General features: G+C 73.3%; 18 protein-coding genes. 14 read left to right on the top strand and 4 right to left on the bottom strand.

All coding sequences use genetic code 11. The annotated features are described in order from the left end of the window. Nucleotides 1-73 precede the first annotated feature (73 nt). Nucleotides 74-1,072 (bottom strand): chitinase, encoded by a 999-nt coding sequence (locus tag LCD35_RS08825; RefSeq protein ID WP_224955997.1) that lies wholly within the window; start codon nt 1,070-1,072, stop codon nt 74-76. Nucleotides 1,073-1,457: 385 nt separating this feature from the next. Between LCD35_RS08825 and LCD35_RS08820 the strand changes: the two genes are divergently transcribed. The 6 genes from LCD35_RS08820 to LCD35_RS08795 all read left to right on the top strand — a co-directional run bounded on the left by LCD35_RS08820 (nt 1,458) and on the right by LCD35_RS08795 (nt 11,522). Beyond that, complete coding sequence (locus LCD35_RS08820; protein ID WP_225044027.1) at nt 1,458-4,697, top strand: ATP-dependent DNA helicase; 3,240 nt, start codon at nt 1,458-1,460, stop codon at nt 4,695-4,697. Nucleotides 4,698-4,811: 114 nt separating this feature from the next. Beyond that, the gene (locus LCD35_RS08815) at nt 4,812-6,032 is read left to right on the top strand and encodes a helix-turn-helix transcriptional regulator (protein WP_224955995.1); all 1,221 of its coding nucleotides are present in this window, start codon (nt 4,812-4,814) and stop codon (nt 6,030-6,032) included. Nucleotides 6,033-6,120: 88 nt separating this feature from the next. After that, nucleotides 6,121-6,363, top strand: coding sequence for a hypothetical protein (locus LCD35_RS08810; RefSeq protein WP_224966102.1), 243 nt, complete (start codon nt 6,121-6,123; stop codon nt 6,361-6,363). A 276-nt stretch (nt 6,364-6,639) separates the two neighbouring features. Next, on the top strand, nt 6,640-6,993 hold the full coding sequence (locus tag LCD35_RS08805; protein ID WP_224955993.1) for a hypothetical protein: 354 nt from the start codon (nt 6,640-6,642) through the stop codon (nt 6,991-6,993). A 167-nt stretch (nt 6,994-7,160) separates the two neighbouring features. After that, a complete protein-coding gene (locus LCD35_RS08800; RefSeq protein WP_374108049.1) occupies nt 7,161-10,808 on the top strand; it encodes an ATP-dependent helicase in 3,648 nt (1,215 codons plus the stop codon). Nucleotides 10,809-10,907: 99 nt separating this feature from the next. Further along, a complete protein-coding gene (locus LCD35_RS08795) occupies nt 10,908-11,522 on the top strand; it encodes a hypothetical protein (RefSeq protein ID WP_224955992.1) in 615 nt (204 codons plus the stop codon). Between the two features lie 60 nt (nt 11,523-11,582). Here the strand turns inward: LCD35_RS08795 and LCD35_RS08790 are convergent, their stop codons facing one another. Both LCD35_RS08790 and LCD35_RS08785 read right to left on the bottom strand, forming a co-directional pair. Continuing rightward, nucleotides 11,583-12,119, bottom strand: a complete 537-nt coding sequence (locus LCD35_RS08790) for a hypothetical protein (protein ID WP_224955991.1) — start codon at nt 12,117-12,119, stop codon at nt 11,583-11,585. A gap of 46 nt (nt 12,120-12,165) precedes the next feature. Then, nucleotides 12,166-12,537 (bottom strand): MauE/DoxX family redox-associated membrane protein, encoded by a 372-nt coding sequence (locus LCD35_RS08785; RefSeq protein ID WP_224955990.1) that lies wholly within the window; start codon nt 12,535-12,537, stop codon nt 12,166-12,168. Between the two features lie 223 nt (nt 12,538-12,760). Here LCD35_RS08785 and LCD35_RS08780 point away from each other — a divergent pair, with 223 nt between their 5' ends. Together LCD35_RS08780 and LCD35_RS08775 are read left to right on the top strand one after the other, a co-directional pair. After that, nucleotides 12,761-13,819 (top strand): TrkA family potassium uptake protein, encoded by a 1,059-nt coding sequence (locus LCD35_RS08780; protein WP_224955989.1) that lies wholly within the window; start codon nt 12,761-12,763, stop codon nt 13,817-13,819. A gap of 67 nt (nt 13,820-13,886) precedes the next feature. Then, nucleotides 13,887-14,309: a hypothetical protein gene (locus LCD35_RS08775; RefSeq protein WP_225044026.1), complete on the top strand. Its 423-nt coding sequence runs from the start codon at nt 13,887-13,889 to the stop codon at nt 14,307-14,309. Between the two features lie 348 nt (nt 14,310-14,657). Here the strand turns inward: LCD35_RS08775 and LCD35_RS08770 are convergent, their stop codons facing one another. Further along, the gene (locus tag LCD35_RS08770) at nt 14,658-15,920 is read right to left on the bottom strand and encodes a neutral zinc metallopeptidase (protein WP_224955987.1); all 1,263 of its coding nucleotides are present in this window, start codon (nt 15,918-15,920) and stop codon (nt 14,658-14,660) included. A 376-nt stretch (nt 15,921-16,296) separates the two neighbouring features. Here LCD35_RS08770 and LCD35_RS08765 point away from each other — a divergent pair, with 376 nt between their 5' ends. From LCD35_RS08765 to LCD35_RS08740, 6 genes are all read left to right on the top strand, one after another. Further along, nucleotides 16,297-17,994, top strand: a complete 1,698-nt coding sequence (locus LCD35_RS08765) for a DUF2207 domain-containing protein (protein WP_225044025.1) — start codon at nt 16,297-16,299, stop codon at nt 17,992-17,994. Nucleotides 17,995-18,044: 50 nt separating this feature from the next. Further along, the gene (locus LCD35_RS08760) at nt 18,045-18,455 is read left to right on the top strand and encodes a hypothetical protein (RefSeq protein WP_225044024.1); all 411 of its coding nucleotides are present in this window, start codon (nt 18,045-18,047) and stop codon (nt 18,453-18,455) included. Then, nucleotides 18,455-18,991: a DUF3558 domain-containing protein gene (locus LCD35_RS08755; RefSeq protein WP_225044023.1), complete on the top strand. Its 537-nt coding sequence runs from the start codon at nt 18,455-18,457 to the stop codon at nt 18,989-18,991. The genes LCD35_RS08760 and LCD35_RS08755 overlap by 1 nt, the downstream gene beginning before the upstream one ends. 88 nt (nt 18,992-19,079) lie before the next feature. After that, nucleotides 19,080-19,607 carry a DUF3558 family protein gene (locus LCD35_RS08750; protein WP_225044022.1) on the top strand — a complete coding sequence of 176 codons (528 nt, stop codon included), beginning with the start codon at nt 19,080-19,082 and terminating at the stop codon, nt 19,605-19,607. Between the two features lie 12 nt (nt 19,608-19,619). Then, the gene (locus LCD35_RS08745; RefSeq protein WP_224966112.1) at nt 19,620-21,023 is read left to right on the top strand and encodes a hypothetical protein; all 1,404 of its coding nucleotides are present in this window, start codon (nt 19,620-19,622) and stop codon (nt 21,021-21,023) included. Between the two features lie 87 nt (nt 21,024-21,110). Beyond that, nucleotides 21,111-21,932, top strand: coding sequence for an ESX secretion-associated protein EspG (locus LCD35_RS08740; RefSeq protein WP_224955984.1), 822 nt, complete (start codon nt 21,111-21,113; stop codon nt 21,930-21,932). Nucleotides 21,933-22,023 lie beyond the last annotated feature (91 nt).

Here is a 22,023-nt window from a genome sequence, read left to right as displayed (position 1 = left end):
GGTGGAGCGGTGTGGCGCCGCACGGCCCAGCCGGTGCTGGACCGTGCGGCGCAGTCCCGCGCGAGCTGCCGGATCAGCCGGCGAAGCCCGCCACGATGGACGAGTACTCCCACGGCTGCTGCTCGGCGCCGCTGCAGCTGCTGGCGTCGCCACCGCCGTCGCACGGCCGGTCGCGGTTGACCGACCAGAAGGTGAAGCGGCCGAGGCCCTTCTCCTTGGCGTAGTCCGCCATCTTCTGGAAGGCGGCCACGTCGACGTGCTCGGCCTCCTGGTCGGTGTCGCCGTTCATCGAGGAGATGCCGACGTGGGCGTAGGCGGCGGCCTCGTCGTAGCCGAAGGTCGTCGCCACCTGCTCCTTGAGCGCCTCGGTGGTGGTGATGGTGTCCTGCGCCATGTCGGTGCCGTTGAAGTCGAACGGCATCTGCGTCCACACGTCGATGTCCGCGCCGATCTCGGCGGCCTTCGCCAGCATCGCCGTGCCGTTCTCGTTCGGCCCGGTGGTGGTGGTGCCGAAGGTGACGACGGTCTTGATGCCCGGGTTCGCCTCCTTCGTGATCTTCAGGGCCTCGATCACGCGGTCCCGGGAGGCGGGGTTCTCGACCTCGGTGCTCTCGATGTCGACGTCGATGGCCTTGAGGTCGTAGGCGTCGATCAGCTTCTGGTAGGCGCCGGCCAGGGACTGCGCGTCGGTGCAGACCTCGCCGAGCTTGTTGCCGCTCCAGCCGCCGATCGAGGGGACGACGTCGCCGCCACCGGCGCGGATCTCGTCGATGGTGGCCTTGTCCTGGCCGTCCAGCGGCCGGGTGCCGTCCCAGGCCGGGTTGCAGGTGCCGTCGGCGTTGATGAAGGCGAGCGTGAAGTCCTTGACCCCGCTGGCCTGCTGCACCTCGCCCGGCGACGGCGGGTTGCCCCAGCCGTTGTAGAGGTAGGGCGAGGCCGCGACGGGGCTCTCGGCCTTCGGCGCGACGTCCTGGTTCGCGCTGAGCGCGGGCGCGGCGGACAGGGTGGCCGCGCAGGCGACGGCGACACCGGTACCGGCCAGGGTGAGCACGTTCTTGCGGAGCTTGCCCACTGGTCCTCCTTCGGGGTTCCCGTGTTCTGGGGGCCGCGGTCGGGGTCCGCAGCACAGCGGGACTCTCGCAGAACCCAAAATTGGTTCGTACCACCAAAAGAATTATTCGCCTGGGCCCTTCGGGGCCTCGGCGCCGCTTTTCTGTCCTGTTCTGTATCGGCCCTGGCCAGCGAATTGATGTGTCCACAAGGGAGTTCCTGATCCGCATTCACAGCAGAATGGGAAAAGGGTGGGAAATTACCGTTTGCCCGACCGCGCGGTGGGCGGCACCGCGCCGCGCGGCCCCGGGTCGGCTCGCGGAACCCCGGCCCCGCGTGCGGTTCGCCTGGATCGCACGGCGTGGCCTGCGGCTTCGGTGTCGGCGGCCCGTGATTCCATCGGGGGCATGCCCGCCTCGAACAGCGCCCCCGGCCGGGAGCGCGAGACGTCCCGCCGCTCCGCGCCGGGAGAGCAGCACCGCCGCTCCGCACCCGTCCTGGTGCGCCGTTCCGGCGGGGAGCGGCGGCTGCGCTGGGACGAGCCCGCCCGGCGCGTGCTGGACGGTGACGGCGGCTTCGTGCGGGTCCTCGGCGGGCCCGGCACCGGCAAGAGTTCGCTGGTAGCCGAGGCCGCCGCCGACCGCATCCTGCGCGGCGGCGCCGACCCGGAGAACGTGCTGGTGCTGACCTCCGGCCGTGCCGCCGCGACCCGGATGCGCGCGCAGATCACCCGGCGGCTCACCGCCGGAGCCGGGCTGCGCACCGCGCCGGAACCGCTGGTGCGCACCGTGCACTCGTACGCGTTCGCGGTGCTGCGGCTGCAGGCGGTGCGCACCGGGGCCCCGCCGCCCCGGATGCTCAACGGACCCGACCAGGACGCGCTGGTGCGCGAACTGCTCGACGGGGACATCGAAGGCGGCGCGCGGGACTGGCCGGAGTCGCTGCGCGCCGCGCTGCCGGTGGAGGGCTTCGCCGGGGAACTGCGCGACCTGCTGCTGCGGGTCGCCGAACGCGGCATCGGCCCCGCCGAGCTGATCGAACTGGGGGAGCGGCACGACCGCCCGGAGTGGGTGGCGGCCGGCCGGTTCGGCGTGCAGTACGAGCAGGTGACGCTGCTGCGCGGTGGCGGGCACGGCGGCGCCGAGCTGGACGCGGCCGAACTCGTGGCCCAAGCGCTGCTGGCCTTCGACACCGACCCGGAGCTGCTGGCGGCCGAGCAGGACCGGGTGCGCCACCTGCTCGTCGACGACGCCCAGCACCTCGACCCGCAGCAGTTCGCGCTGCTGCGCAGGCTCGGCGGCACCGCCCGCGAGTTCCTGCTCGCCGGGGACCCGGACCAGGCGGTGTTCTCCTTCCGCGGCGCCGACCCCGGCTGCCTCACCGGAGCCGCGGCGGACCGCACCGAGGTGCTCACCACCGGGCGCCGGATGTCCCCCGCGGTGCACGCCGCCGTCGGCAGGCTGATCGACGGCCTGCCCGGCGCCGGACCGCAGCGCGCGCTGCGCCCACCGGAGGGTGACGGCGGCTCGGTGCAGGTCCGGCTGCTCGGCACCCAGGCCCAGGAGGCCGCGTGGGTCGCCGACCAGCTGCGCCGCGCGCACCTGCTGGACGAGGTGCCGTGGTCGGACATGGCGGTGATCGTGCGCTCCACCGGCCAGTCGTTGCCGGTGCTGCGCCGCGCGCTGCTCGCCGCCGGCGTGCCGCTGGTGCTGCCGGTGGACGACGTGCCGCTCGCGCACCGCACCGCGGTCCGGCCGCTGCTGACCCTGGTGCACTGCGCGGCGAACCCGGCGGCGCTGGACCCGGACGCCGCCGAGCAGCTGCTGACCTCCCCGCTGGGCGGGGCCGATCCGCTGGCGCTGCGCCGGTTGCGGCGCGGGCTGCTGCGGTTGCAGAAAGCCACCGGCGGCCAGCGCTCCAGCGGTGAGCTGCTGGTGGAGGTGCTGCACGACCGGGACCGGCTCGCCGGGCTGGAGGACGCCGCGGCCCGCCCGGCGCGGCAGGTCGCCGCGCTGCTGGCGACCGCCGCCGAAGTGTCCGGCAAGGGCGTGGAAGAGGCGCTGTGGCGGGTGTGGAAGGCCTGCGACCTGGAGCGGCGCTGGGTCGCCGCCTCGGAGCGCGGCGGCATCGCGGGCGCCCAGGCGGACCGGGACCTGGACGCGGTGGTGGCGCTGTTCGACGCCGCCGCCCAGTACGCCGACCGCAAACCCGGTTCCGACATCGCCGGGTTCGTGGAGGAGCTGCGCAAGCAGCGCATCACCGGCAGCAGCCTCGCCGCGACCGCCCCGGCCGGCGACGCGGTGTCGGTGCTGACCGCGCACGCGTCGGCGGGCCGCGAGTGGGAGGTGGTGGCGATCCCCGGCGTGCAGGAGGGCACTTGGCCGGACCTGCGGCTGCGCGGGTCCTTGCTGCACACCGGCCGGCTGGTGGACCTGCTGGCCGGGGTCGACGAGCAGGAGCGGGTGTCGGCGACCGCGCCGCTGCTGGCCGAGGAGCGGCGGCTGCTGCTGGTCGCGGCGGGCCGCGCGCGGCGGACGCTGCTGGTGAGCGCGGTGCGCGGCGAGGACGAGCAGCCGTCCCGGTTCCTCGACGAGCTGGAGGGCGTCAGCACCGACGCCGAGCAGCGCCCGCTGCTGCGCCCGGAACGCGGGCTGGTGCTGGGCGAACTCGTCGCCGAGCTGCGCAAGGTGGTGTGCGACGGAGAGGCCAAGCCGGGCCGCCGGGAGCGCGCGGCGACCCAGCTCGCCCGCCTCGCCCGCGCCGGAGTCCCCGGCGCCGACCCGGATTCCTGGTACGGCCTGCCGGAGAGCTCCACCGCGCAGCCGCTGACCGGGCCGGGCGAAGCGGTCCGCATCTCACCGTCCACAGTGGACGTACTGAGCAAGTGCCCGCTGCGCTGGATGGTGCAGCGCCACGGCGGGGAGGATGCCGCCGAACTCGCCTCCGTCACCGGGACCCTGGTGCACGCGCTGGTGGAGAAGGCCGCCGAAGGCGCCGACCGCGAACAGCTCCGCACCGCCCTCGACGAGGCGTGGCAGCACGTCGACGCCGGGGCGCCCTGGTTCTCCCGGCACGAGCGGCGCCGGGTGGAGGGCATGCTCGACGCGTTCCTCGGCTGGCTGGAGAGCTCCCGCGCCGAACTCACCCAGCTCGGCGTGGAGCGGGACCTGGACCTGGAGGTGCCGAGCCGCGAAGGCGGCCCGCGGCTGCGGCTGCGCGGCCGGGTCGACCGGCTCGAAGCCGACGGCGACGGCAGGCCCGTCGTGGTGGACGTGAAGACCAGCAAGTCCGCGGTCAGCGGGGACGAAGCGCAGGAGCACCCGCAGCTCGCCGTGTACCAGCTGGCCGCCGCGCTCGGTGCCTTCGCCGGGGAGTCCGGGGACTCCGACGGGGACGACGAGCGCGCCGAACCCGGCGGCGCCCGGCTGCTCTACGTCGCCAAGCCGTCCCGGCAGGGCGGGTGGACCGAACGCGCGCAGGACGGGCTCGACGAGGAACGGCTGCGGGTGTGGCTGGACGTCGTGCAGGACGCGGGCGCCGCCAGCGTCGGCCCCGCCTACGTCGCCGCCGAGAACTCCGACTGCCCGCGCTGCCCGGCCCGCCCGTCCTGCCCCGTCCACCCGGAAGGCCGCCAGGTCGGGCAGTGACGGGACGTCCGAGCGGTATGGCCTGCGTCACCTCCGGCTCGCTAGCCTGGTGATCCCGCGGGTGATCGGCTCGGTCGGCCGCGCGCAGCTCGATACCGCGAAGAGGTGGTCGCAGTGGCCGACGAACTCGCAGGGAAGACCATCGGCGAACGCATCCAGATCATCCGGGAGCGGCGCGGCAAATCCCGGCCGGTCGTGGCCGGTCTCGTCGGGCGATCACCGGAGTGGTTGAAGGCGGTGGAGAAGGGGCGGCTGCACACACCCCGCTGGGAGAAGCTCGTCGAGCTGGCGAGCGCGCTGGGCGTGCGGGACGTCGCCGAGCTCACCGGCGGCGCGCCGCTGGGCGGCTTCACCGAGCGCTGCTCGCACGACGCCGTTCCCGCCGTGCGCGAGGCCATCGAGGAGACCGCGCTGACCGTGTCGGCGGAGTCCTGCCCGGCACCGGCCGCGTTGCGGGAGCGGGTCGCCGATGCCTGGGCGCTGTGGCATTCCTCGCCCACACCGCGGAAATCGGTCGGTCGGGTGCTGCCGCAGATCATCCGGGACGGCCGCACCGCGGTCCGGATGCTCGACGGCGCGCAGCGGCGCGAAGCGCACGTCGCGCTGTCCGCCGCGTACGCCCTCGCCGAGCAGCTGCTCGCGTGGGTGGCGGACTCGGCGCTGCTGCGGCTGGCGGCCGACCGGTGCATGACGTCGGCGGAACTGGCCGACGATCCGGCCGCGCTCGCCGGGGCCGCGTGGGTGGTGGGCAACGTGTGGCGAGCGACCGGTCGCGAGGACGACGCCGTGCGTCTCGTGGACGACGCGGCCGCGCTGCTCCAACCGCGGCTGGATTCGGCGGACGACTCGGTTCGCGCGCTGTGGGGCGCCTGCCGGCTGCACGGCGCGATCAGCGCGGCCCGGACCGGTCGCGAAGGCGACGCGCTGCGCAGGCTCGACCAGGCCGAGGCGATGGCGGATCGGCTGCCGCAGCGGTACGCGCACCCGTGGACGCTGTTCGGCCGGGCCAATGCGGCGGTGACCTCGGTGTCCGTGCAGGTCGACCTGCACCGCTCGGCGAGCGCGATCGACGCCGCCGTGCAGGTCGACCCGGACTCGGTGCCCTCGGTGGACCGGCGCGCCCGGCTGTGGCTCGAAACGGCCCGCGCCTACCACCAGCGCGAGGACCGCGCCGCGACGCTGCACGTGCTCCAGCGGGCGGTGCAGGCGGGGGAGGAGTCGATGCGCTGCCACCCGCTGGCCCGCGGCATCGCCGGTGAGCTGGTCACCTCCGGCGGCGGGATGGTGCGCACCGAGGCCCGCCGGCTGGCGGGACGACTGGGACTTACGGTCTGACCCGCTCGGTGAGGTACGTTCCGTGCCCCGTCGCGGCGGGGTGGCGATCGCCTCCCGGACTCGGCGCGATTCCGCCGACACTCCTCGCATGACCGATTCGACGGCTCCGCTCCCGACGCCCACCCCCGTTCCGGTGCGCTACCGGGCCGGCGAGGTGGGCGAGACCCGCCGCGTCGTGCACACCGCCACCTGGACGCCCGCGTGGTGCTACCGGGCGGTCTGCGGGGAGGAGATCGACGTGCACCGCGCCGAAGTCGTCGCCGCCGGCATGCCGTGCGTGGCCTGCATTCGCGCGCTCGCCCTGCGCGATGGTGGCCGGTCACCGGAGTAGGAGCACCGACCCGGCTCGTCGTCGTGATCCCCGACCCGGTGGCGAGCCGTGCTCGGTCGGTGAGCGCACCCCCGCGGTCCCGGCCGGGCGAACGGGTCGGGCCGGCGATGCCCCGGCCCAGCCCTCGCCGGTCCGCGGCCGGTGGCGCGACACCCCCGGCGCGCCGCCGGCCACCCCGCCTGCGGGGTGAGATTCGCGATCAGGTCGGGCCGGAGCTCGAAAGGGGGCGCGGCGGGCCGCTACGTTGGTCGTGGATCCGGCAATGAAGGGGAAGTCATGGCGCAGCACTCGAACGGCCTGCACCACCACGGATACGTCGAGCGGTCCGCGCTGACGCACGCGTTGAGCGCCGCGGAACGGCGGATGCTCGACCCCGACGAGGTCATGCACTCGCCCGACGAGGTCGCCGCCTGGCTCGCCGGAACGCTGCGCGCCGCCATGGGACTCACCGAGGACGAGGTCGCGTTCACCGACGAGATCGAGATCTGGCTCGCCGAATCGCAGCGTGGCGAGACGATCGTAACCGGCCTCAACGACGGGCCGACGATCACCGCGGAGGCCGTGTACGACAGCAACTGCGAGTGCGAGCGGCAGCTGAAGCCGGTGTCCCCCACCAAGAAGCGCCGCTGAGCCCGCCGGTGCGGCCGGTCGTCCCGCGCGGGCGGATCGCAGGCTCCCCGCAAGATCGGATGCCCCGTCCGGACGGCGCCGCCGGCGGGGCGCTCAGCTGCGGCGACGGTGGTGAGTGCTAGAACCGGCGGGGAACCGGTGACGTGAGCGTGGAAGGGGATCGGGGCGTGTCGGAACTGCTCAGCCCGCACCGCATCGCCCAAGGGCTCGGGCTGCACCCGCCGACGCCCGAGCAGGCCGCGGTGATCGCCGCACCCGCCGAACCGGCGCTCGTCGTCGCGGGCGCGGGCGCGGGCAAGACCGAGACGATGGCCGCCCGCGTGGTGTGGCTGGTCGCGAACCGGCTCGTCACCCCGGAGCACGTGCTCGGCCTCACCTTCACCCGCAAGGCCGCCCGCCAGCTCGCCGACCGGGTGCGGGCGCGGCTGCGGCGGCTCGCCGGATCGGGCCTGCTCGACGAGGTGGACCCGAGCGGGGCGCTGCGCACCCAGGTCCTCGCCGAGGAACCGACCGTGCTGACCTACCACGCCTACGCGGGCAGGCTCGTCGGCGAGCACGGGCTGCGGATCCCGGTGGAGCCGGGCGCGCGGCTGCTCACCGGGACCGCGTCCTGGCAGCTCGCGCACCGGGTCGTGTCCACCTGGACCGAGGACCTGGACACCGAGAAGGTGCCGTCCACCGTCACGAGCTACCTGCTGTCGCTGGCCGGTGAGCTCGCCGAGCACCTGGTGCGCCCGGAACACCTGCGGGAGCACGCCGAACGGCTCAGCCGCCTCATCGAGGACGCGCCGCGGGCGAAGCGGCAGCGGGCCGAACTCCCGCAGGAGCTCACGAAGATCATCGCGGCGCAGCGGTTGCGGGCCGCGCTGCTGCCGCTGCTGGAGGCCTACCAGCAGCAGAAGCGGCGCGAAGCGGCGATGGACTTCGCCGACCAGATGTCGCTGGCCGCGCTGCTCGCCACCGAGCACCCCGAGGTGGTGGCGGGTGAGCGGGAGCGCTACGGCGCGGTGTTGCTCGACGAGTACCAGGACACCGGCCACGCCCAGCGCGTGCTGCTGCGCGCCCTGTTCGGCGGCGCCGCGCCCGGCACCGATCCGCTGCCGGTCACCGCGGTCGGCGACCCGGCGCAGGCCATCTACGGCTGGCGCGGTGCGAGCGCCGCGAACCTGCCCCGGTTCACCACCGACTTCCCGCGCGCCGAGGACGGCACCCCGGTGCCCGCCCGCCGCTACGGGCTGCTGACCAGCTTCCGGAACCCGCCGGAAGTGCTCAGCCTCGCCAACGCGGCCTCCGAGCCGCTGCGCGCCGCCGGGCTGGAGGTCGACGAGCTGCGCGCCCGTGACGGCGCCGGGGCGGGCGACATCCGCGCCGTGCTGGTCGAGGACGTGCGCACCGAACGGGACTGGGTGGCCGACCGGATCGCCGAGCAGTGGCGCGCGGCGCTCGACGAGACGGGCGCCCCGCCGACCGCGGCCGTGCTGGTGCGGCGGCGCTCCGACATGGCCGGGCTCGCCGGTGCGCTGCGCGAACGAGGGCTGCCGGTGGAGGTCGTGGGGCTCGGCGGGCTGCTCGACGAACCGGAGGTGCGGGACCTGGTGAGCGCGCTGCGCGTGCTCGTGGAACCGCTGGCCGGGTCGGCGGCGATGCGGTTGCTCACCGGTTCGCGCTGGCGCCTCGGCGCCGCCGACGTGGCCGCGCTGTGGGACCGGGCCCGGCGGCTCGGCGCGGGCGCGGCCGAGGGCGGCGAGGAGGTCGCCGACCAGCTGCCCGGCGAGCACGCCGAACAGGCCGGGCTGGTCGACGCGCTCGACGACCCCGGCGCGCCGGAGGGCTACTCGGCCGCCGGGTACGAGCGGATCCGGCGGCTCGGCAAGGAACTGGCCGCGCTGCGGCGCAGGCTGGACCAGCCGCTGCCGGAACTCGTCGCCGACGTCGAACGCACCCTGCTGCTGGACATCGAGAGCCTCGCCCGCCCCGTCGGCGCCGGTCGCATCCACCTGGACGCGTTCGCCGACGTCGTCACCGACTTCGCCACCGCCAGCCCGTCCGCCCCGCTGTCCTCGCTGCTCGACTACCTCACCGCCGCCGAACGGGCCGAGGACGGGCTCGAACCCGGAGAGGTGGAGGTCGCCGAGGACCGGGTGCAGGTGCTCACCGCGCACGCCGCGAAGGGCCTGGAGTGGGAGGTGGTCGCGGTCCCGCACCTGGTGCAGCAGGTGTTCCCCGGCCGCAGGCACTCCGGTTCGTGGCTGACCTCCGTCACCCAGCTGCCCGCGACGATGCGGGGTGACGCGCAGGACCTGCCCGACCTGGACCTGGACCGGCTGGGCGGGATGGACCGCAAGGAGATCGCCGACGAGCTCAAGCGGCACGACGGCGAGTTCGAGGACCGGCGGCTCACCGAGGAGCGGCGGCTGCTGTACGTGGCGCTGACCCGATCCGAACGCGTGCTGCTGCTGTCCGGGCACTGGTGGCAGGAAGGCGGCAAGAAGCCGAAGGGGCCGTCGCCGTTCCTCACCGAACTGGCCGACGTGCTGCGCGGCACCGGCGCGGGCGAGATCCAGCGGTGGGCGGACGAACCCGGCGAGGACGCGGAGAACCCGCTCGCCGACGCGCTGCTGTCGATGTCCTGGCCCGCGGACCCGCTGGGGGAGCGGCGCAGCGCGGTCGCGGCGGGGGCGGACCTGGTGCGGGCCGCGATGGCCGCGCCGGAGCCCACGGCGGACCGGAGCGTCCCGGCCGGGGCGTCCCGGTCGGTGGTGGCGGGCCGGTCGGTGGTGGCGGGCCGGCTCGTCGAGGAACCGATCCCCGAGGAGCCCGGCTTCCCGGAGGAGCCCGGCTTCCCCGAAGAACCGGACTTCCCCGAAGAACCGGACTTCCCCGAAGAGCCCGAGTTCCTCGACGCGTCTGAACCGCCGGACGACCTGGAGCCGCCGGACGCGCCTGAACCACCGGACGACCTGGAGCCGCCGGACGATCCCGAACCACCGCCGGAACCCGACTTCCTCGACGAGCCGGCACCTCCCGAGGCGCCCGGAACCCCCGCCGAGCCCGCCGCACCGGACGTCCCGGCCGAGCCCGAACTCCCCGAAGCGGCAGGGGTTTCCGCGGACTTCGACGACCCCGAGGTCGACCCCGACGAGCTCAGCTGGGCCCGCGACGTCGACGTGCTGCTCGCCGAACGCGACGCCGCCGCCCGCCGCCGCGAGCAGGTCGTGCTGCCCGGGCACCTCTCGGTCAGCAGGCTCGTCGAGCTCGCCGCCGACCCGGAGGCGCTCGCGCGCCGGTTGCGCAGACCGCTGCCGATGCCGCCGAACCCGATGGCCCGCCGCGGCACCGCGTTCCACGCCTGGCTGGAGCACCGGTTCACCTCCAGCGCGCTGCTCGACGTGGACGAACTCCCCGGCGCCGCCGACGAGACCGCGCCGCCGCGCGAGGACCTCGCCGGGCTGCAGGAGGCGTTCCTGCGCGGTTCCTGGGCCGACCGGGTGCCGCACCGCGTGGAGGTGCCGTTCGAGACCCAGGTCGAAGGCGTCGTGCTGCGCGGCCGGATGGACGCCGTGTTCGCCGACGCCGACGGCGGCTGGACGGTGCTCGACTGGAAGACCGGCGCCGTCCCCGCCGACGACCAGGTGCCCGCGCTGGCCGTGCAGCTGGCCGCCTACCGGATCGCGTGGGCGGAACTCGCCGGCGTGCCGCTGGAGCGGGTGCGCGCGGCGTTCCACTACGTCCGGCACGACACGACGCTCAGCCCCGCGGACCTGTTCGACGGGGACGGGCTGCGCGAGCTGCTCACCTCGGTGCCGGACGTGTGAAGCACGATCGGGTTCAGACCGTCCACGACACGGGTGAGATCCACACCTTCGGGTGGCGGATCTTGTCGTAGCCCGTTCGGACGCATGAACATTCTCGGGATGGATCAGAACACGGAGTGGAAGCTCAACACCCCGCCCGAGGCGGAAGTCGTCGTGGACACCGACGTGCTGTCGCTGCGCGTGCCGCTCGTCCGGGTGAGCCGCGACGACGCGGGCACCTGGTCGTTCACCGGCCCCGGCGGCGAATCCCGGCCCACCAAGCGGACCATGCTCAACGCGGTCGTCGGCGCCTGGCCGCACGTCGCGGCGCTGTCCGACCTGGAACCGGGCGGCAGCGTCGTGTGGTCCTGGGCCAAGCACGGCTGGACCGGCGAGTTCGAGTGCCGCTGCGGCAACTGCGATCAGCCCGTCGCCGCCGACCTGGACCGGCGCACCTGGCCGCCGGACCTGCACCCGAACACGCTGATCAGCGTGGAGAAGACCACTCTGTCCGGGCAGGCGCCGCTCACCGACATCCTGTCCACCGCGGGCGGGATCGCGTTCCTCGGCCCCGGCGACCACCGCCGCACCAGCGAGCTGATGACGCCGGTCGCGGTCGCCAACGTGATCCGCCGCTGGCCGCACACCATGCAGGCGCTGCGGGCCGCGAAGGAAGGCCGCGGGCTCGGCTGGAACCCGCACGGGATGAACTGGCACGAGTACGTGCTGGCCTGATCTCCCCGCACCGGGGGAGCGACCGGCGGCGGTACCGCTGGGGGCCGCCGCTGCGCGGGCTCAGCCCGTCGGATTCTCCGCCAGCTCCGGATCCCGTTGCAGCACCAGGGAATACAGCACTTCCTGCAACCAGCGGCCGAACAGCGAGGAGCTGAACTCGGGGGAGCGGTCCTCCGGCGGCAGCAGCACTTCGGACGGTTCCCCGCCGTGGTCGGCCACCACGCCGATGCCGTAGTAGTCCAGTTCGGTCATCGGCCACGGCCGGTACGGGTGGCCGCGCGGCAGCACCACGCTGCACGGCGCCAGCGTCATCAACGTGCCGCACGCCCGCGGCCCGTACTTCGCCTTGCGCACCGGAACCAGGATCCCGACGACGTCGACGGCCGCGACCGGCAGGTGGTCGTGCATGGACGGCTGCGACCAGGACCGGAACCACATCGGGTCGTCCTCCGGGGCCCAGCCGTGCTCCCGGCGCCAGAGGTGCACGTCCCGCCGGATCCGGGTCACGGCCGCGAACCGCGCTCCGAGCACCTCGACGTGCGGAACCAGATGACCCTGCCAGCCGAGCGCGTCGGCGGCGTGCTCAAGCTGCTGCACCGGGAGATGGTAAACCGGTCGACCCGTCGTGGACTACGTCCGGTGGCTACTTCGTTGCGGTTGAGCGAACTCGCAGGGCCCAGGCGATCAGCGGTAGTTGCAACGGGAGCCTGCCGTAGGCGATGGCCCGCTGCGGCAGCGGTTTCCGCCGGTAGTCCCACGCCATCTGCACGTTCGCCGGGAACACCGCGACGAACAGCCCGGCGGTGAGCAGCCCGCCCCACCGGCGCGTCCGCGGATTCGCCACCGCAGCGGCACATCCGAGCTCCGCGACCCCGGACAGGTAGGTCCAGGTGCGAGCGGATCCGGGCAGCTGCTGGGGCACGATGCCGTCGAACGGTTTCGGCTTCGCGAAGTGCAGCACGCCGGCGGTGGCGAGCACGCCGGACAGCAGCTGCGCCGAACGGGGGAAACTCATGCGTCGCAGCGTTGCACGATGCGCCGCCGGTCGGCAATGGCCCGGGTGACGCGGCGCACGGGAGGTCTCGCGGTGATCGCCTGCCCCGCGGGTTATGTTCGGCGGCAGCAGATCCAGCGGAAATCGGGGGAATCGTGGGCGAAGACGCCGAAACCGGGCGCGAGGCGGCGCCGTGGTGAGGCGCGGCGGGCCCATCCGTGCCAGCCACCTGATCAGCGGCCGGATGCGCCTCCCGATCACCGAGCGGCTCACCGACCGCCCGGACCACACGCTCGTCGGCGTGATCCGGATGCCGGAGGCCGCGATCAGCCCGGTGCGGTCCATCGTGCGCCGCATCATCGGCGCCACCCTCGCGCTCGCCGCCACCGTCGCCATCGTCTACGTCGGCCGCGACGGCTACCGGGACACCGCGGGCGGCGAGCTGAGCCTGCTCGACGTGGTCTACTACGCGACGGTGTCGCTGTCGACCACCGGTTACGGGGACATCACCCCGGTCAGCCCGCTCGCCCGGCTGGTCAACGTCCTCGTCATCACCCCGCTGCGGGTGCTGTTCCTGATCGTGCTGGTCGGCACCACGCTCGAAGTGCTCACCGAACGATCCCGGCAAGCGTTCAAGATCCAACACTGGAGGACGAAGGTGCGCGACCACGTGGTCGTCATCGGGTACGGGACGAAGGGCCGTTCCGCGGTCACCGCGCTGCTCGGCGACGGCGCCGACCCGCAGCGGATCGTCGTCGTGGACACCGATCACGCGGCGCTGGAAACGGCGTCCTCGCTGGGACTCGTCACCGTCAACGGATCCGGCACCCGCTCCGACGTGCTGCGCGTCGCGGGAGCCACCCGGGCGCGCGCCATCGTGGTCGCGCCCGCCCGCGACGACACCGCCGTCCTCGTCACCCTCACCGCCCGGGAACTCGCGCCGAAGGCCCAGCTGGTCGCCGCGGTGCGGGAAGCGGAGAACGTGCACCTGCTGCGCCAATCCGGCGCCGACTCCGTCGTCGTCTCCAGCGAGACCGCGGGCCGGCTGCTCGGCATGGCCACCACCACGCCGTCCGTGGTGGAGATGTTCGAAGACCTCCTCACCCCCGACGTCGGCCTCGCCATAGCGGAGCGGGAAGTCGAAGCCCAGGAGGTCGGCGGCTCGCCCCGGCACCTGCCCGACATCGTCCTCGGCGTGGTCCGCGACGGTCGGCTGTTCCGGGTGGACGCCCCCGAAGCCGACGCCATCGAGGACGGCGACCGGCTGCTCTACGTCAAGAAGGTCACCCCCGCCGAGTCGTGACACCCGGTCACCGGCGCTGAACGCCGGGCTGTGACGGCCTTTTCCGAAGTTCTGGCAACATTGCGGTGTGAGGCGACGAGGCGGTTCGGCATCGGTGGCGCTGATCCTGGTGGCGCTCGGCCTGCTCGGGATCGTCGTGGTGGCGTTCTCCTGGTGGCGGCTGCCGAACATCGGCTCGGCCGACGGCGGTGCGCAGCAGGCGACCGCGACCGTGCTCGAATCCACCCCGTGCGGCAAGGAATCCGAAGGCGACCTCGTCGAAGTGCGGGTGGACGGCGAGACGCGGCAGCTGCGGCTGGACGGCTGCGGGCACACCAAGGGCCAGACCATGCAGGTTCAGGTCCCCGCGAACGGCAGCGCCGTCCGGCCCGGCGGGGGCGCCGACGGCTGCGGGCTGCACGCGCGGGCCAGCTGGGTGCTCGGCACCCTCGCCGCCATCGCGGGCGGTGGCTACGCCCTCCTCATCACCAGACCCCGAGCCCTCGGCTGATCACCTGTCTTTCCACTTCGGTTGCGAGGCGGGTCGGGTGGCGGAACCTCAGCGGCTTCCTCGCTGCGGGATCGATTTCTGATGCATGTCCAGCGCTCGGCTGATCGCCTGTCCCTGAACCTGCCCGGCGGGTCGTGTCCGTTTCCTGTCAGCGGCGAAGCCGCTGAGCCGCCGACCACGCACCCGGGCCGACCACCCGCGGGTTCTCAGCGGTCCTCTCGCGAGGACAGCGATTTCCCTCGTGGCGGAGCCACTTGGGAAATCGATCCCGCAGCGAGGGGACCGCTGAGGTTCCGCCACCCCAGCGCTGCGCAAGAAGAGTTGAGCAGCGCGCGTTTTGGGCGGACGTCAGTCCACCTGGTCCGGGTCGGCCAGCCAGGTGTTGCACTCGGTGACGCGGTTCTTGTAGAAGCCCTGGTCCACCCAGGCGGTGTTGGTGGCGACGCTGCCGTGGTCGGGCTGCGGGTTGTACTCGTCGCCGCGGCCGCGGGCGTCCGCCAGCGCCGCGAAGATGATGTCGTTGTCCATCCCGCCGTTCTGGAACGACGCCAGCGCCATGCCGCCGAAGCAGGTGGCCTGCAGCTCGGAGCGCCGCGTCAGCTCCAAGCCCGCCGGGCTGGTGCCGTTCGCCTCGTACGTGGCCTGGGTGTAGGCCTCGTTGATGCCGCTCATGCTCTGCACCGCGTGCCCGAACTCGTGCGCGAACTGGCCGAGGAACACGCCCGGCTCGGTGCGGCCCTCCTTGTCGGCGTAGTAGCGGGCCGTCATGTAGATCGTGTTGTTGCCCGGGCAGTACATCGCGGTCTGGTCCCAGGTGCGGGTGCCGCAGGGGCTGGTGACGGTGCTGTCGGTGGTGACCACGTCCGGCATCCGCACCGGCAGGTTCGCCTCCTCCAGCGCCGGGGTCCACATCTCCATCAGGCAGGGCAGCGCCGCCTCGTAGAACGCCGACTGCGAAGCCGTGTCGGTGGCGAACCGCGGCAGCGGGCAGGGGGTGTTCACCGCGCCGTTGCCGTTGATGTTGATCGGGTTGTCGCCGAGGGTCGCGACGGAGCGGGCCGGGGTCGAGTCGACGGAGGCCGACGTGCTCGGCTCGGTGGAGCTGGTGGGGGCCGAGCTGGTCGCCTCGGAGGTCGGCGCCGCGGAGGTCGTCGCGTTCGCCGAGCCGTCCCCGGTCTCGTGCACCGGGCCGGGGTAGTCGGCGGCGGTGTCGCGCTTGGTGAGCGCGGTCACGCTGATCGTGCCCACGCCGACGAGGAACAACGCGGTGATCACCAGGGCCAGCACCAGCGCCCACGGGGACTTGCGCGGCGGAGGCGGCGGCGCGGGCGGGTGACCGCCGGGACGATGCCAGGGCGGGGCCCCGTTCCACTGCTGCCCGTTCCACTGCTGTCCCGTCCACTGCGGTCCGCCCCACTGCTGCTCGTCCGGGCGGGGCGCGTTCCACTGCTGGCGGGACCACTGCTGCCCGTCGGATTGCGGCGGGGGCGGCAGCTGCGGCGGGAGGTAGTGCGGTCCCGGCGCGCCGCCGGACTCGGTCGGGGGCAGCGGTTGCGCGGCCGGGGGCGGGCCCACCGGGCGCTCACCCCACGGGGGCTGTGGCTGCGTCATGACCGATCTCCCGGCTTCGCCGACGACTGGAGCGGACCGAGCTTAGCGGTGCCGGGACCGGGTCCCGTGCGCTGATCGCTCCACATCGGAGCAGGTGGCGGCGCGGCGGCGGCGCGCACCGGCCTGCCCGGGTTCGGGCGCGCGGGATCCGCGGGTGCCGGCCCGGCGGCGCCGCCCAGGACCGGCGCGCAGCTCGGCAGGCCTGCTCGGGGCAGGCCGGGTCTGTCCGATGTGGACTGAGCGGTGCGTGCCGTCCGGTGGGCCGTGGCGGTCCCGGAATCCGGGTCGGAACCGGCGCTTCCGGTCATCGGTCGGCTCCTCGGCTCGTCGGGTCGGACGGAGATCGAGGGTAACCAGGCGGAGCTAGGGTCGTGCCGTGTTTCGCGAACCGCGTTCGGGACCGGGTGGGAAACCCTCGCCGACCTCGCTGCTCGCCGCGGTCGCGGTGCTGGCCGCGGCGCTGCTCACCGCCGCCCCGGCCGCCGCCGCGCAACCGGTGAACGTGCTGCCCGGCACCGCCGCCACCGACGTGCGGGCCAAGCTGGAGCGCGACGGCGCGCTCACCGTCACCGAGCGGATCGCCGTCCCCGCCGGGAATCCGGTGCACCGCACCATCCCGCTGCGGCAGCCCGCCGCCGACGGCGGCGACCGGGTGTTCTCCCTCGCCGACGTGCGGCTCGACGGCGGAGACGTGCAGGTCGGGCCGGACGCGGTGCGGCTCGTCCTCCGGCCCGGCGAGGCGACGTTCCGGTACGCGGTCCGCGGCGCCGTCGCCGACGACGGGCCGGAGCAGGAGGTCCGCTGGCAGTTCTCCGGCGGCTGGGACGTGCCGGTGGACCGGATCTCGGCTTCGCTGCTCGCCCCGCAGGTGCCGCGGGACATCACCTGCCTGGCCGGGCCGGTCGGCGGCGACGAGCGCTGCGACCGCTACGAGATCGGCCGCGCCCAGCAGGTGCAGGCCCTCCAGTTCGGCCTCGCACCCGGTGATCGGCTGGTGCTGTCGATCCGGGTGCCGGGCGGGGCGGTGCCGTCGAACGCCGTCGTGGAGCGGCCCTTCGACCCGGCCCACGCGTTCTCGCCGCACCCGGGTGCCATCGCGGGCGTGGCCGGGGTCGGGCTGCTGTTGATCGGTGCGCTCGGGACGCTGCGGCACCTGCGCCGCCGGGACGCCCGCACCGCCGCCGCGGCGACCGGGCCGGCCGAGGTGCTGACCACGACCGCAGCCGGGACCACCTTCACCTCGCCGGACGGGGTGCTGCCCGGGCACGTCGGCACCGTCCTCGGCGAACGGGCGGAGCTCGTGGACGTCGCGGGCACCGTCGTGGACCTCGCGGTGCGCAACTACCTGGGGATCGAGGAGCTGGCCGCGGACTGGCGCATCGTGCGCCGCAGCCCGCCGGACGCCGCGTTGCGCGATCACGAGCGAGCCGTCCACGACCTCCTGGTGGGTGAACGCGATCAGGTGTCGCTCGGGGAGCTCGGTCGCGGCGACCTCGCTCCGGTGCGGGAAGCGCTCTACGCGGAGGTCGTCGCGCGAGGCTGGTTCGCCCGCAGGCCCGACGCGGCGCGGAACCTGCTCTGGTGGGGCGGGATCGGCATCGCGCTCGCCGGGGCGCTGCTCGCGGTGCTGCTGGCGCTCACCGGGCCGCTGGGGCTGATCGGCGTCGCGGTGGCGGTCGGCGGGCTCGTGCTGACCGCCGCTTCCCGCTCGTTGCCCGCCCGCACCGCGCGGGGCGCCGTGCTGGCCGGGCGGCTGCGAGGTCTGCGGGCCCACCTGAGTTCGGTTCCGGTGGCCACCTTCCCCGCCGCCGATCGGGAAGCGGCGTGCTTCCGCGCGCTGCCGTACGCGCTGGTGCTCGGCGAGGTCGAGCGGTGGCTGGCCGCGTGGGCGGACCTCGACGCCGCCGACGCGCCCGTCGCGCACTGGTACCGCGAGCGGGGAGCGGTCGCCGACCTGGCGCACCTGCGGGCGGCGCTGCCCGCGTTCGCGGACCGGCTGTGCACCTGCTTCGCCGCGCACCGGTCGCCGCCCGGTTCGCCCGAACCAGTGACCACCGGAGCGGCGTCGCGCTAAAGTGTTCGTCATTCACTGGGGAGATCATCGGAGTCCAGAGGGGCCTGGGGATGACAAGCGCAGAGGCGGGCGGCTTCGCCGCGGCGAAGGAAGGTCTGAAGGCGATCGGCGCCCAGACCCAGTCGATCAACCAGCAGGTCAGCGCGGGCAAGCTCGCCCTCGACCCCCAGGTCGCCGAAGACGCGGCCAAGAGGGTGGAAGAGGAGCGAGACGCGCTGACGAACCTGTTGCGCAAGGCGCAGTCGTTGTCGACCGTCAAAGGACTTGGCGACTATCCCGATGGACAGCAGCTGGCGAAGCGGTTCGAGGACAAGGCGACGGACAGTCAATCCGGCGCCGTCCAGCTGATCCGAGAACTACAAGACGAGTTGCAGAAGCAGGCGGACGCATTTCGGGCTGCGGCCCGTGATTACCGTGCTACCGACGAGCGGAACGCCGACGATCTCAGGCGAGGTATGTAGTGAACAAGTTTTTCCGATCTTCTGTCGCGTTGGTAGCGGGGGTTTCTCTGCTCGGTCTCTCCGGGTGTGCGCTTGGAGGTTCGACTGGTGACTCGGAATCGGCGCCCCCCTCGGCTTCGAGGGGGGCGGCGCTGGAGGGGTTTGACCCGTGCACCTTTTTCAAGCCCGAGGAGCTGACCTCCTATGGTGTCTCGACGCAGGCTGAAGATTTCACCTTGGTCAGCTTTCAGCCTGGATGTGCGTGGAATGGCGAGAAGATGGACATCGCCCTTCAGAAGAACGCTGACGAGACCGTGGAGAGCCTCGAAAAGGGCGGCTCGTACGACAAGTACACGCGGATCAAGATCGCAGGCCGCGACGCGGCTCGCATGATCGCACCAGGATTCACTGACCAAGGGGGATGCGTCACGGTCGTGTCGGCTGGCGACGGGATCGTGTTGTACCAGCTGACTGCGGCGATGCGCGACTCGGTCGCGGACCCGTGCGGCGAGATGGAGAAGATCGCAAATCAGACCGCGTCGCGTTTGCCGGAATGATTTGGGGCGGCGCGATGATGGAAAGGATTAGGCGATGGGGAGCCTAGGGGCGGAAAGATCTGCTCGCGGAGGGGCGTGGAGGCGGACCGTGGCGGTCGCCGCACTTGGCGGCGTGGGTCCGCTCGCGCTATCTTCGTGTGCGTTGGGCGACCCCGAAGTGATTCGCGCCAAGGCTGAGCCTGCTGAGGCATCGCCGGTCGCGAAGGGCGCAGATCTTGAGAACTTCGATCCGTGCACGTTCTTCAAGCCTGACGAGTTGACTTCGTACGGCGTCTCCACGCAGGCCGAGGACTTTACGCTTGTGAGTTTCCAGCCCGGGTGTGCCTGGAATGGAAAAAAGATGGACATCGCTCTTCAGAAGAACGAAGATGAGACCGTCGATAGCCTTGAAAAGGGCGCGCACGATGAATACACGCGGATCAAGATCGCAGGGCGTGATTCGGCGCGCTTGATCGTTGCCGGTGGCGAGGGGACCGGCGGCTGCATCACCGTCGTGCCTGCTGGTGGTGGGATCGTGCTCTACCAGCTTTCCGGGTACATGCGCGACTCCGTCGCCGACCCGTGCGGGGAGATCGAGAAGATCGCCGAGCAGACCGCGTCGCGGCTTCCGGAATGATGTGGGGGAATCATGGGCCTGATCAGCATGATCGACAACGCCGGTTCGCGCGTATTCGGATACGAGAGCTCGGCTGAGAAGGAGCGCAAGGAGCACAGCGAGGAGGCGAACCGGATCGCCCAGCAGCAGCAGGCGCAGCTCGCCCAGCAGAACGCCGGGATGGACGTGCAGGGCTTCGACAAGCCGGCGATCACGCAGTGCGTCAACTGGGGCGGCTTCGACCACGCGCAGATCTACTCGACGAACCAGGACTCGATCGACCAGGGCAAGGTCGGCGAAGTCGCCCAGGTGTGGATCGAGTTCGCGAAGGAGTTGCGCGGCCGCGGCGAGAACTACGCGACGGACGTGCAGCGCATCGTCGAGGGCGGCTGGGAGGGCGAGGCCGCGAACACCGCCAAGGAGGTCGGCAAACCCGCTTCGGAGTGGATGCGGGCGAGCGCCGACGCCTTCGAGGTGACCGGCAACAACTTGAACGCCGCCGGTGAGGCCGCCGGGCAGGCGCGGAACATGGTGGACCAGCCGGACGGCTACAGCGTCGGCCGCGGTGTCGCCGCCTCCATCCCGTTCGGTCCGGCGGGTGCGGGCTTGGACGCGCTCGGGCAGATGGAGGAGCGCGAGCAGGCGGAGAAGGCCGCGCAGGAGACGATGGGCCGCGTCTACAGCCCGACGCTCACCCAGGTCGACTCGAACATGCCGCAGTACACCGGCCCGGACGGTTCGACGAAGGAACCGCCCGCGGCGACGCAGCCGGCCGGTACGGACTGGGGCACCGGTCCCGGCGCGAACGGGGTCGGTCCCGGCACCGGTGGTGGTATCGGCACCGGTGGTGGCGGTATCGGCGGCGGTACCGGTGGTGGCATCGGTGGTGGCGGCCTGCCCGGCGGCGGCTACGGCTCCGGTGGAACGGGTGGTTTCGGCGGTGCCGGGAGCCACCCGGGCTCGCCGTCCGGGTCCGGCAGCCAGTGGTCCGGGCCGGCGTACGGCCCCGGGGCCGGTGGCGTTCCCGGCGGCCCGGGTGGTCTCGGTTCCGGTGGCAGTGGTGCCGGTGCAGGTGGCGGCATCGGTGCCATCGGTGGTCTCGGCGCGGGCGGCGCCGGAGCCGGTGGCGCGGGCCGCGGCGCGGGTGGCCTCGGTGCGGGGGGCGGTGCCGGTCGCGGTGCGGGCACGAGTGGCGTCGGCGCGGGCGGCCGCGCGGGTGTCGGCGGAACGGGTGCCGGTGCGGGCGCGGGCGCGGGCGGTGGCGCGCGCGGTGCGGGTGCCGGTCGCGGTGGCATGGGCGGCGGCATGGGTGGCGCCGGTCAGCGCGGCCAGAGCGGCGAGGACGCCGAGCACGAGCGCCCGTCGTGGCTGGAGGAGCACGACGACATCTGGATGAACGACATGCCCAAGACCGCACCGCCGGTCCTGGGCGAGTGATTCGACGCCGACCGGCCGCGGGGGGCCGATCGGTCACCGCCAGGGGTCGGCGGCTTGGTATCTGCACTTCACAGGGGAGAGAACGCAGTGACCGCTTTGGGCTCGTGGCAGTTGCCTCCGGTGCACCTGGACGTGGCGCTCAAGTACCTGGGGATCGAACGGTTGACGCTGCCGTTGACCAGCAGGTCGGCCGGGTACACCGCCGAGCAATTCACCCGCATCGCGAAACCCGAACTGGAACGGATGCACGCGAGCGGCGTGGCGGTGGCCGACGAGATCGCACCGCCGCTCGCGGCGGCGCTGAAGGTGCTCGCGACCCCGTTCCTGTGGGTCGATTCGATCTGGTTCCCGCAGGTCGGCGCGGACCACTGCTGGCGGGCGCTGGCCGCGTTCACCGAGGGGAACCGGGTGGTGCTCGGGGTGCAGGCCCCGAGCGAGGACCCGAACCGGGGCGGGCTGCTCACCGTCGAGGTGCACCAGAACGTGCCGCTGCCGCAGGTGCTGCTGGGCACGCTGCCCCCGGCGCGGCCCGGCGGTCAGGGCCCGGTGCGGGTGCCGGCGACCTCGCTGGTGCCGCCGCAGCAGGAGGACTTCGACCGGTCGAGCATGCTGCGCTCGGTCGCCGAGGAACGCGGCAGCACGGGTGACCGGCAGGTGCGGCTGTACGAGGCCATCGGCGGGGCCCCGCACCACCGCATCGGCCAGCTCGCCGCGAACTTCCGGGACCGCAACGGCCGCAAGCACCGGTCGAAGGTCGTGTCCTGGTTCGACAACCTCGAACCGGACGGGCGCTACCTGAACCGGGTGGAACGCGGCAGTTCGGGCGAGCAGGTGCTGGCGCTCCTCCCGGCGGACGCGCGCGCCATCGGCGGCGAAGTGGACGCCCTGGTCGCCCAGGTCCGCGGCTGAGCGTCGGGCCCGCGGTGCTCACCGCGCGTGGTCGTCCGCGCTCGTCGACGGGTGCGGCCGCGGCGGTGGGCGCCCGGGTACGGCGGTCCCG

Origin of the sequence: Saccharopolyspora sp. 6V (genome assembly GCF_020176785.1) — a bacterium.
In the GTDB taxonomy this organism is placed as follows: Bacteria; Actinomycetota; Actinomycetes; order Mycobacteriales; family Pseudonocardiaceae; genus Saccharopolyspora_C; species Saccharopolyspora_C gregorii.
This window is presented reverse-complemented; position numbering and strand designations above follow the sequence as displayed.